Here is a 10,377-nt window from a genome sequence, read left to right on the forward strand (position 1 = left end):
AGCTCATCACTCCTTCAAAACAGCATTGATGTAGATTTCCGGATTGGCAAGCGTTTCGGCGGCTGTTGAAATAACCGGATAAATAGCCTCAGTTCCGAATCCGTATAGGACAGCGAACACAGTGAGAATGGCCGGTGCGATGAGCAGCCATTTTACAGGTGCCTTTTCCTCATTCTTATAGGCTCTTGGTGTTCCCCAGAAGCCTCTGATAAAAATCCTCATGACTGAAAACAGAACAAGCAAGCTTGACATCAGTACAACGAAAGCACCAATATAGTTTTCCGTTTCAAATCCAGAGCGCACAATCATCAGTTTGCCTGCGAAACCGCTGAGCGGCGGAATGCCGGCAAGTGCCAATGAGGCAATGAAGAACGTCCAGCCAAGTGCGGGATAACTGTTTATCAGTCCGCTGATTTTCTCAAGATCGCTGGTGCCAGTAATCATGATAATGATTCCGATCAATAGGAACAGTGTCGCCTTGATGTTCATGTCATGAATCAGGTAAAAGACCGAGCCAGTGAGAGATTCAGGTGTCAGAACAGATACACCGAACAAGATGACACCGACTGCAACGATGATGTTGTAGATAATGATTTTTTTGATATCAGAATAAGCGAGAGCCCCGATGATCCCGGCAATGATCGTAAGCACAGCAAGGATTTGCAGTAATTGATGAGTATAGCCGGCATCATGGTAAAAGAACAATGTATATGTCCTTGTGATCGAGTATACGCCTACCTTGGTCAGAAGTGCTCCAAACAGCGCCATTACTGGGGCTGGCGGTGCATAATACGATCCTGGAAGCCAGAAATAAAGCGGGAAAATCGCACCTTTTAGGCCGAATACAATCAGAAATAATACGGCGATCACCGTAATGATTCCTGAACTCCCAACCTCGCTGAGTCTCACAGATATATGCGCCATATTGAGCGTCCCTACCACTGAATACAAATAGGCGACAGCGATAACGAACAAGGCAGATGAAATAATGTTCACGAGTATGTATTTAATCGATTCGCGGAGCTGGATTTTCGTCCCGCCCAACACAATCAGTACATAAGAGGACATTAGCATCACTTCGAAAAATACAAACAAGTTGAAAATATCGCCCGTTGTAAAGGCTCCATTAACCCCTACAATCAAGAAGTTGACGACTGGATAATAGAAAAATCTTTCACGAGCTTCTCCTATTGATTTGAAGGAGTAAAACAATGCTGCAAAAGCGATGATACTTGTCGTCAATACCAGCAGGGCGGAAAGCATATCCGATACAAGCGTGATGCCGTATGGTGCTTCCCAGTTGCTGAGATCCATTGTCTGGATGCCATCACGATAAACATGGTTTGCCAGCATGAAGGAAGCAATAATCGTGAGCAGTCCGCTTATCGCTGAAATCCATCGCTGGGCCATGATGTTTTTCGTGAAAAAAATAAGTACAACCCCTGTAATCAGAGGAATCAAGATGGGTAATATGATTAGATTATTCATGTCCTTCCTTTCCTCTCAAGCGATCCATATTATCGGTTCCAAGCTCCTGATAGGCACGGTAGGCCAGAACCAGGAAGAATGCTGTAACACCAAAGCTGATGACGATCGCTGTCAGGATCAGTGCCTGTGGCAGCGGATCGGCATAGGATGGGGCATTTTCTCCCAGGAGGGGGGCTGCACCTTTTTTTAATCCTCCCATTGTCAGCAGGAGAAGGTGGGCGCCGTGACTTAACAGCCCTGTCCCGATAATGATCCTGAGCAAGCTTTTTGAAAGCATGAGGTAAGTGGCTGTCATAAATAAAATGCCAATTAGAAAAGCCATTAAGATTTCCATTATTCGCTCTCTCCAATCGTTTGAATAATGGTCATTGTCACACCAATGACGACAAGGAAGACCCCTGTATCAAACAATACCGCTGTATGCAAAGATGTCTTGCCGAGGAGCGGCAAATCCACATAGGTAAAAGCGTGTGTCAGGAACGGCATATTGAAAAATAACCCGCCGGTACCTGTTGCGATCGCAATGAGCAGACCGACAGCAACAACCTTAATATAATCAAAAGGCAAAATCATTTTGACTGTCTTGATGTCGAATGCTAGTAAAAGCAATACAATCGCTCCAGAGGTCATCAATCCGCCGATGAATCCGCCTCCAGGATAATAGTGGCCTGCGAAAAACAGGTGGATTGAAAACAGGATGATGACGAACAGGACGAACTTTGTAACAGTCTGGAGGATTATATCATTTGTTTTCATCCAATTCTTTCCCCCTCGTCAGCCGAAGCTTGATCATCGCAAAAATGCCAAGGGCAGCGATGCCAAGGACGGTAATTTCAAACATTGTATCAAAGCCGCGGAAATCAACGAGGATGACGTTGACCATATTTTCGCCGCCAGCTTTTTTGTAAGTATTTTCAACATAATACTCCGATATGGAGCCAAACGTCTTGTTACTATGGGCAGATAAGGCGATCATCGTCACAATTGCCCCTACTCCAATAGAGATCAATGCGTTTGTAGCTTTGAAGCGGATACGCTCCTCATTTCTCCTGATTTGCGGCAGGTGATAAAACGCCAAAAGGAACAGTGCAACAGATACCGTTTCAATGACCAGCTGTGTCAGTGCCAGGTCAGGTGCCCTGAACAGGACGAAGAATAGTGCTACTGTATAGCCAACCGCGCCTAGCAGAATAATCGAAGTCAGCCTTGATTTGGCAAACAGGATTGTAATTGCTGATACGGCCATGATCAACACGAGAACGACTTCAAAAAAGCGGATTGGTGCAACATCGCTTAAATCCAATTTGAATGCGTTTTTGAAAATGAGTGTCGAAGCAAGAGCCAAAATAAAGAATGAAAAAATATAAACGAGATATGACCGTATAAATCCACTCATGTACGACTTTGTAATGTTTCTTGATGTCAGCTCCATGAGTTCCAGGCCTCGGTCATAGAAACGATTCAGTGCAAGCCGCTCAGGGAATTTGCGATAAACCCAGATCCATTTTGGCATGAACTTGTAGAGCAATATACCGATTGTAATCACACCGATTGTCATGAACAATTCAGCCGTTGGGCCATGCCAATGAGATATATGGACTTCGAACCCTTCTCCGCTTTCAAGCAATGATGGCAGAATCGCCCCCATTGCCGGCGAAATGATGCTATCTGACAGTACATTCGGGAAAAAGCCGAAAACGATGACTAGTGATGCAAGGATAACCGGAGAAATAAGCATACCGATTGGTGCTTCGTGTGGTTTCTTTTCTAATTTCTCAGGCTGGTACTTGCCCATAAAGGTCTTGAATACATACATCATGCTGTACAGGAATGTGAAAACACTTGCCGTCCAGGCGATGATTGGGAATAGGATGCCCCATGTGTCCATATTGAAAATATCCATTTCAGCTACTCGCAGCATGCCGGTAAAGAACATTTCTTTACTCAGGAATCCGTTGAATGGCGGAATTCCTGCCATTGAGAATGTTCCGATGATCGCTAGTGTGAATGTAATTGGCATGAAATTCATTAAACCGCCAAGCTTGCGAATATCCCTTGTCCCCGTTTCATGGTCAATGATTCCCGTCACCATGAACAAACTACCCTTGAATGTGGCATGGTTGATCAAATGGAATACCGCGGCAGTAACCGCAACAATATAATAGCCATTTTCAATTGTGCCGTAGTGAAGTGCCGCAGCACCTGCTCCAAGAAGTGACATGATCATCCCAAGCTGGCTGACAGTAGAGAAAGCGAGGATCGCTTTTAAATCGGTTTGCTTTACCGCTGAGAATGAACCCCAGAATAATGTGATAACCCCAACTCCGGCTACGAGCCAAACCCATGTACCTGAATGTGCGAAAACAGGCGTCATTCGGGCCACAAGGTAAATCCCGGCTTTAACCATAGTCGCCGAGTGCAGGTATGCACTGACCGGCGTAGGTGCTTCCATCGCATCAGGAAGCCAGATGTGGAATGGAAACTGAGCCGATTTTGTAAAAGCCCCGAGCAGGAATAAAATCAGGGTCGCCGTGAATAAAGGGTGGTTTACAACTTCATTGGACATTTGGATTGTTTCAGAAATGCTGAAGGTTCCTGTGATGATATAGAGCATCAGGATTCCGCCCAGCATAGATAATCCCCCGAAAACAGTGATCAGCATTGACTTTTGTGCACCATAGCGGGAACGCTCACGATGGTTCCAATATCCAATCAGCAAGAAAGAAGAAAAGCTCGTCAACTCCCAGAAGGTATAGAGAACAATCAGGTTGTCGGATAAAACGACTCCAAGCATCGCGCCCATGAACAAAAGCAGATAGACATAGAAAGTATTCAGCTTTTCCTTGTCCGGATTTAAATAATAAATTGAATACAGCACAACCAATGCGCCGATTCCAGTGATCAGCAGGGCGAATAATAGCCCAAGGCCGTCAACTTTTAGCGTGAAATCAATTCCAAGAGAAGAAATCCAAGCAACAGTTTCCATAACACTACCGCCATGGCTGGTCGTACTGATGAACTGCAAGAAATAAGCAAACAGCACGGCAGGAAGCGGCAAAAGGAACCAGCCCGTATGAATGTTCTTGAAATACTTATGTAAAAATGGAATTAATATCGCGAGTAAAAGCGGTGATAAAACTGCAAGATGAAGAAAAGACAAGTGATCATACCTCCTTATTTAATTCCAAATTCATGGCTTAACATTATATTTTTTGCCAATTTAATCAAGTTCATGCCCCCAACTCACTGATGTGAAAATTATATCGTAAAAAAGGTGCGGATGCATGTCATCGACCTTGATGAATAAAGGATTTGTCAAAACTTGAATAAAAATGTCGTTCTTTTTGCATACTAACAGTGAATAGGGGGGATAAGCCATGGCCCGAAAGCTGATTGTATGCATTGGGATATTCCTTAGTTTATTTTCGGGGTTCATGTTTCTTGATAACAGGGATGACAAAGATTTGTCAAAGCAAGGTTCTGGAGTGCTGAAAGTCCAGCAGTCAGAGTTGGACGAGGTTGAAACTGCCACATATGTACCATTCGGTTCAAGAGAATACGTCCGGATTGTGCCACAATAACACCAACCTTTTTATACGGACGAGGCCCATAAAGGTTTCAAAAAAATTAAAGTTCCTGCAAAGGGGCTTTTTCTTTTTGTTGCTGGTATTAAAAAATTCTTTCATAATACTTAGTAGGAAATGAAAGAATTGAGTGAAGTGTCCTATGAGGAACCCCTATTTAACGAGCTATTTTCCGCTGTTGTCCATCGTTATGTTCAGTTTGTCACTATCATTGCGCACGGAAATGGAGTTGATCTCCATCCTGAAAAATGCCGGGATTTATGATGGAATGCTTGAATTCTTTTCTGATACCGGGATTAAGTTATCATTGCTTGCTTTACTGATGGTGGGGTATTTCATGGTGTTTGCAGCCATGAAGCTGATTGCCGATACTATAAATGAGGTCAGCCTGTTGTTTTTCTCGAAGGATCTTGATGGGGAAAGCCTGTATCTAATTCGCCATGGCGCAACGATTTATTTTGTGGGCAGTGTATTATCCTTGGTCAGCTTCTACAGCTTTATCGGAATAATGGCTATTTTCGCTGTTGCAACAATGGTATATTTCATTTATTTTGTCTATAAAATCAGCTCCAAGCTCACCATGGCTGGATTGATCGGAATCGTGTTCTTCCAGGTCATTCTCTGGAGCACGCTGGTCCTTGGCATCATTTATCTTGCGGTAAAAGTGTATAACAGCTTAATCTCCAGCTTGCCGATTTAAGTGTGGATGACGACAGAAATGTTTGAGAAGAGGTGAAAAGTGTCCGTCATCGTGGTGATGGCAGACAGAAATGGGCGAGAAGAAAGAAAAGTGTCCGACATAGTGTTGATGACGACAGAATGGACGGCAAGAAAGAAAAAGTGTCCGTGATTGCGGTCAGAAAAAATGATATAAGTGGAACCGGGCGGAATTTCTGCCCGGTCTATTTTTTTACGATGTCGCGCCAAATCAACAGGTGCGGTGATTGCTGATTGATTGATTCCATGCTTTGCGGCTTGTCTTTTCCGACCCACACGCCTGCAGTCAGCGGTCCGTTGAAGCCTATAAACCAGAAATCTTTAAAATCATTTGTCGTTCCGGTCTTCCCTCCAGCACCAGGTCCGACACCCGCCACTTTTCGTGCAGTTCCTGAAGTTACGGTCTTCTGCATGAGGCTTCGGACTTTGTCGACGGTGCTGGGATTCCAAACCTGGATCGGTTCGTCATTCCATTTATAGAGTATCTCTCCGTCCGATCCTGTTACCTTCGAGATTGCCCTTGGCTTCAGGAAAAGCCCTTTATTGCTGAAAACGGTATAAGCTGATGTCATTTCAAGCGGGCTCATTCCAGTTGTGAACCCGCCGACTGCCGCCGCTAATACATGGTCTTGCTCTGTGACTTTTCCAAATTCGAATGCTTTAAGGTCACCGAATGCTTCGCCCACGCCAACCTGCTGTAAAATTCTCACTGCAGGTGTGTTATAGGAGTTAGTGAACGCCCTTTCCAGTGTAACCATCCCATAAGTGGAACCTCCGTAGTTCTTCGGACAATATCCTCTGATGCAAAGGGTTCCTGCGTTAATTTGAGAATTCCGTTTTGTATCATACCTTTCAAAGTATGGGGCATAGACAAGCAAAGGCTTGATTGATGAGCCAGGCTGGCGAAATGCCTGGTAGGCGCGGTTGAAGTCGCCGCTCTGATAACCCTTTCCTCCTGCGATAGCCACAATCTTTCCAGTTTCATGGTTGATAACAGTTGCGGCTCCCTGAACCTCTGCATCTGGGAGGTGGACTGAGATAGCCGTAACAGCTCGCTTTTGTAATCCAATATCGAGGTTTGTATGAATGGTCACCCCTGAACGAAGCAATTCCTCAACCTTCAAGGAAAGTTTATCCGGGTCATCGATCTTTTCCTGTTCGGAGACCAACTCCCTCAGTTCGTATAAAGCAAAGGAAGAATAATCAGGATAAAGGTTTTTACGAGAACTGACTTTTAAGGTGATTGGTTCCTTTTTTAACTTTTCAGCAGCTTCAGATTTGATTTTTCCATGTTGTGCAAGCTGATCGATCAGCCGTTCCTGGCGCTTCTTTGTCCGTTCAAAATGCTTAATCGGGTCATAATAGGTTGGATTATTAGGAATCGCAGCGAGAAATGCCTGTTCTGCCTCTGTTAATTTTGCAGGCGTTTTTTTAAAATAAAGCTCCGCCGCAGCCTTGATTCCATAAGCATTATTGTGGAAATATATCGCATTCAAATACTGCTCGAGAATTTCTGACTTTGAAAAAGTCTTCTCCAGCTTGTATGCATATAAAACTTCACTGAGCTTGCGATTATAAGATTTATGATGGTTCAAATATTGGTTCCGTGCCAGCTGCTGGGTAATGGTGCTCGCACCTTGTTCAATGTCATCAGAGTGAATATTGATTGCCAGAGCGCGGCCGATAGCCGGCAAGTCGAAGCCAGGATGCTCTTCAAAATTACGATCTTCAGAAATAATGAACACATCTTTTATAAAATCAGGGATTTCATGCCCCGCAGCATAGGTCCTGTTCATCGGTCTATAAATCTCGGTGATGACCTCACCGTTATTGGCAAGGATTAAACTGGTTTGAGAAAGTTTCGTCTCCGTAAGATCAATCTTTTTATCAAGAGTATTGCTGAAGCTTACGGCATTGCCTGCTTCGGTATAAGTTAAAATGACAACTGCGATAAATGCTGGAATCAATAGTAAAATCAAAAGATAGCCTGTTATAATCCTCACGGTAATTCCTTTCTGCCTCAAAATGATTTTTATTACTCAACATAATATCGGAACGAACGAGCTGTTTTTCACTTCTTTTTCCGATACCCCTTCCGTTCAAAAAAATGTAAAGTCTAAATTGCAGAAAATTTAAAAATTTATCAAGAAACGTGATATAATAGAAAAAATAATCGACCGAAAAGCATATACTGGTTACATACAACTACTGGCTTTTCAGAAAGTTGGGGAAGCATGAGCGAAAAAGAAAGGACAACATTATTTATTGATTTTGAATTTACGATGCCTGACCGGAACAGCAGGAGGCGGGGATTTTACCCGGAAATCATCGAAGCTGGCGCTGTCCTCGTCGAGAACGGCAAGGTGGTTGAACAATTTTCTTCTTATGTAAGACCGCTGCGTTTTCCGATTTTGACAGAACGCTGCCGTTCATTCCTGAACATTTCTCAGGAGCAGGTAAATTCAGGTATCACGTTCAAGGCTTTGGTAGATAAGCTTAAGTCAATGGGTGGAAGCAAGAATTGCCAGATTGTCACCTGGGGCAATATGGACATGAAGGTATTGCAGCAAAATTGCCAGCAGGCTTCAGTAGCTTTTCCGCTCCCAGGAAAGCAGATTGATCTATCAATGGAGTATAAGCGTTTCTTCGGTGACCAGAATCAGACGGGGCTATGGAAGGCAGTGCAGGAATATGGCAGGGAAGGGACAGGCAAACATCACCGCGCTCTTGATGATGCTTTGACCACATACCATATTTACAAGCTCGTCGAAAAAGATAAACAATATCTTCAGAAACCAGAACCTGCAACGATCGGAGATATGGTCGATTTTTCCAAACTGCTCAATAAATTCGCATAAAAAGCCAGATTGGAAAATACAATCTGGCTTTTGGCGTTGTTAAGGTTCTTTTAAAAATTGAAACACAAGAATTATTTAAAATAATCCTTTTCGAGAGACTCCAAATTTCTCAGGCTTTGCTGTGCCCAGGCAGATTCGTCGCCTTCGAGATCGGAACGGAGCTTGCTGGTCACTTCTTTTAATGACTCGGTGTATTCTGGGATTTCACCATCGAATGGCTTGACCATTTTTTCCGGAATATTTGCCTGTTCGCGGTAGGAAAGTGCTTTTCTTTCATGGAAAAACCCAACTGCCGCATCCTTTGGATTATGGAGGTCGCCCTGCATTGGGTGTTTTGCGACAGCCAATACTCGGACAAGATAGTGCTGTGGCCTGCGTTCCGTGATTTCGCCTATGTATTTGCCGGTCTTGTAAATGGCGGTAACTTTATCGCCAATGTTCAATTCAGCCATGTTGAATGCTCCTTTCAGGTTCGTGTTAATTTCTTATATTATAGCAAAAAAGACAGATGCAAAACATTTTGTAATCGTTTAAAGTGTCTAATAGGAGGGATACATACAATGACTAAAAAAATATTCTCAATTTTATTTGTAATGATGGTCATTCTTTCTGGCTGCGGCACTGCCGATGAAAAGCAGGAAGCGGACAAGCAGAAGGAAGACACGACGAATGCTGGACAAGCAGTTGAGGAGGATCTCGATTATCCTCAAGCGACAACGGAAGTCCAGGATAATGAAAGGCTTGTGGAGATGGTCACTTCCATGGGAACTGTAAAAATCAAGCTTTTCCCTGAACAGGCTCCAAAGGCAGTAGAGAATTTTATTAAGCACAGTGAAGAGGGTTACTATGAAGGAGTCACCTTCCACCGCGTTATTGACGGATTTATGATCCAGGGCGGCGACCCAGATGGAACTGGAATGGGCGGCGAAAGTATTTACGGCGGTCCATTTGAAGACGAATTTTCAAAAGAACTTTTTAACATCCGCGGTGCATTGTCGATGGCCAATTCAGGACCGAACACGAATGGAAGCCAGTTCTTCATCGTCCAGAATAAAGAGCTTGATGCTAGTTTGTCAGAGAAGATGAAGCAGGCAGGCTATCCGGAAGAAGTGCTGAAGATGTATGAAAATGGCGGTACACCACATCTTGATGGCCGACATACCGTCTTTGGCCAGGTCGTAGAGGGAATGGATGTCGTCGACAAAATTGCCGCTGCGCCAACAGGCGCTCAGGACAAGCCAGAGAAAGACGTCGTCATCGAAAAAATCAATGTATTGAAATAGCGATAGCATCATGTTGGACGAATTCCTAAAGCTTGATATAATGTTTGGAGAGCTGTAGAAAGGAAGATGAGAATGAGTAAGTGGTTTGTCCTCTCATTATTTTTATATTTTCCAGAAGACAAGTCTGAATATATACCGGCCGCGATCACTTCCCTCGTTTTCCTGATTGGGGCGGTCCTGACGATGAGATACATCATCAAAGTTTCCAAAAGGGAAGCGCAGAAAGCGAAGGAACATGAGCAGGCAATCATGAAGCAAATGAATGATACGAAGGAGAACAGCTGATTTATTGGCTGTTCTTTTTTTATGGTTAAGGAATTTATTAAATTATTGAGTTGTGGATAACTTCATGAAGTTATCTTAATCCAGCTCCAGCGCCTAGCCCCTCGAGTCGCTTCGGTCCGCCCAATGAAGTCAAAGAACGACTTCACCGGTCGGCCCTCCAGC

General features: G+C 43.9%; 11 protein-coding genes. 5 read left to right on the forward strand and 6 right to left on the reverse strand.

Annotated features, from left to right (window positions below; all coding sequences use genetic code 11):
* Positions 1–6 precede the first annotated feature (6 nt).
* The 4 genes from ACH0QE_RS14400 to ACH0QE_RS14415 are packed head-to-tail and all read right to left on the reverse strand — an operon-like array spanning position 7 to position 4,648.
* Positions 7–1,488 (reverse strand): Na+/H+ antiporter subunit D, encoded by a 1,482-nt coding sequence (locus ACH0QE_RS14400; RefSeq protein ID WP_415801288.1) that lies wholly within the window; start codon positions 1,486–1,488, stop codon positions 7–9.
* On the reverse strand, positions 1,481–1,822 hold the full coding sequence (locus ACH0QE_RS14405; RefSeq protein WP_415801289.1) for a Na(+)/H(+) antiporter subunit C: 342 nt from the start codon (positions 1,820–1,822) through the stop codon (positions 1,481–1,483). The genes ACH0QE_RS14400 and ACH0QE_RS14405 overlap by 8 nt, the downstream gene beginning before the upstream one ends.
* On the reverse strand, positions 1,822–2,244 hold the full coding sequence (locus ACH0QE_RS14410) for a Na(+)/H(+) antiporter subunit B (protein WP_415801290.1): 423 nt from the start codon (positions 2,242–2,244) through the stop codon (positions 1,822–1,824). Before ACH0QE_RS14410 ends, ACH0QE_RS14405 begins: the two co-directional genes overlap by 1 nt.
* Entirely contained in the window at positions 2,231–4,648 is a 2,418-nt protein-coding gene (locus tag ACH0QE_RS14415; RefSeq protein ID WP_415801291.1) for a Na+/H+ antiporter subunit A, read from the reverse strand. The genes ACH0QE_RS14410 and ACH0QE_RS14415 overlap by 14 nt, the downstream gene beginning before the upstream one ends.
* 217 nt (positions 4,649–4,865) lie before the next feature.
* Between ACH0QE_RS14415 and ACH0QE_RS14420 the strand changes: the two genes are divergently transcribed.
* Together ACH0QE_RS14420 and ACH0QE_RS14425 are read left to right on the forward strand one after the other, a co-directional pair.
* Positions 4,866–5,069, forward strand: coding sequence for a hypothetical protein (locus tag ACH0QE_RS14420; RefSeq protein WP_415801292.1), 204 nt, complete (start codon positions 4,866–4,868; stop codon positions 5,067–5,069).
* Positions 5,070–5,214: 145 nt separating this feature from the next.
* Positions 5,215–5,772 carry a DUF5366 family protein gene (locus tag ACH0QE_RS14425; RefSeq protein ID WP_415801293.1) on the forward strand — a complete coding sequence of 186 codons (558 nt, stop codon included), beginning with the start codon at positions 5,215–5,217 and terminating at the stop codon, positions 5,770–5,772.
* Between the two features lie 202 nt (positions 5,773–5,974).
* On the opposite strand, the gene ACH0QE_RS14430 is transcribed toward ACH0QE_RS14425, so the two are convergent.
* The gene (locus ACH0QE_RS14430; protein WP_415801295.1) at positions 5,975–7,792 is read right to left on the reverse strand and encodes a transglycosylase domain-containing protein; all 1,818 of its coding nucleotides are present in this window, start codon (positions 7,790–7,792) and stop codon (positions 5,975–5,977) included.
* Positions 7,793–8,023: 231 nt separating this feature from the next.
* Here ACH0QE_RS14430 and kapD point away from each other — a divergent pair, with 231 nt between their 5' ends.
* Positions 8,024–8,647: a 3'-5' exonuclease KapD gene (gene kapD, locus ACH0QE_RS14435; protein WP_415801296.1), complete on the forward strand. Its 624-nt coding sequence runs from the start codon at positions 8,024–8,026 to the stop codon at positions 8,645–8,647.
* A gap of 71 nt (positions 8,648–8,718) precedes the next feature.
* Here kapD and ACH0QE_RS14440 read toward each other — a convergent pair whose 3' ends face one another.
* Entirely contained in the window at positions 8,719–9,099 is a 381-nt protein-coding gene (locus ACH0QE_RS14440) for a kinase-associated lipoprotein B (RefSeq protein WP_415801297.1), read from the reverse strand.
* Between the two features lie 108 nt (positions 9,100–9,207).
* Here ACH0QE_RS14440 and ACH0QE_RS14445 point away from each other — a divergent pair, with 108 nt between their 5' ends.
* Together ACH0QE_RS14445 and ACH0QE_RS14450 are read left to right on the forward strand one after the other, a co-directional pair.
* A complete protein-coding gene (locus tag ACH0QE_RS14445; RefSeq protein WP_415801298.1) occupies positions 9,208–9,930 on the forward strand; it encodes a peptidylprolyl isomerase in 723 nt (240 codons plus the stop codon).
* Positions 9,931–10,002: 72 nt separating this feature from the next.
* Positions 10,003–10,215: a hypothetical protein gene (locus ACH0QE_RS14450; protein WP_415801299.1), complete on the forward strand. Its 213-nt coding sequence runs from the start codon at positions 10,003–10,005 to the stop codon at positions 10,213–10,215.
* The last annotated feature ends 162 nt before the right edge of the window (positions 10,216–10,377 follow it).

Source organism: Mesobacillus sp. (assembly GCF_047739415.1).
Taxonomy (GTDB): Bacteria; Bacillota; Bacilli; order Bacillales; family Cytobacillaceae; genus Mesobacillus.

Coding starts and splice junctions, on each gene's coding strand:
- ACH0QE_RS14400 (WP_415801288.1), bottom strand. CDS start 1,488: ATGAATAATCTAATCATATTACCCATCTTGATTCCTCTGATTACAGGG.
- ACH0QE_RS14405 (WP_415801289.1), bottom strand. CDS start 1,822: ATGGAAATCTTAATGGCTTTTCTAATTGGCATTTTATTTATGACAGCC.
- ACH0QE_RS14410 (WP_415801290.1), bottom strand. CDS start 2,244: ATGAAAACAAATGATATAATCCTCCAGACTGTTACAAAGTTCGTCCTG.
- ACH0QE_RS14420 (WP_415801292.1), top strand. CDS start 4,866: ATGGCCCGAAAGCTGATTGTATGCATTGGGATATTCCTTAGTTTATTT.
- ACH0QE_RS14425 (WP_415801293.1), top strand. CDS start 5,215: ATGAGGAACCCCTATTTAACGAGCTATTTTCCGCTGTTGTCCATCGTT.
- kapD (WP_415801296.1), top strand. CDS start 8,024: ATGAGCGAAAAAGAAAGGACAACATTATTTATTGATTTTGAATTTACG.
- ACH0QE_RS14440 (WP_415801297.1), bottom strand. CDS start 9,099: ATGGCTGAATTGAACATTGGCGATAAAGTTACCGCCATTTACAAGACC.
- ACH0QE_RS14445 (WP_415801298.1), top strand. CDS start 9,208: ATGACTAAAAAAATATTCTCAATTTTATTTGTAATGATGGTCATTCTT.
- ACH0QE_RS14450 (WP_415801299.1), top strand. CDS start 10,003: ATGAGTAAGTGGTTTGTCCTCTCATTATTTTTATATTTTCCAGAAGAC.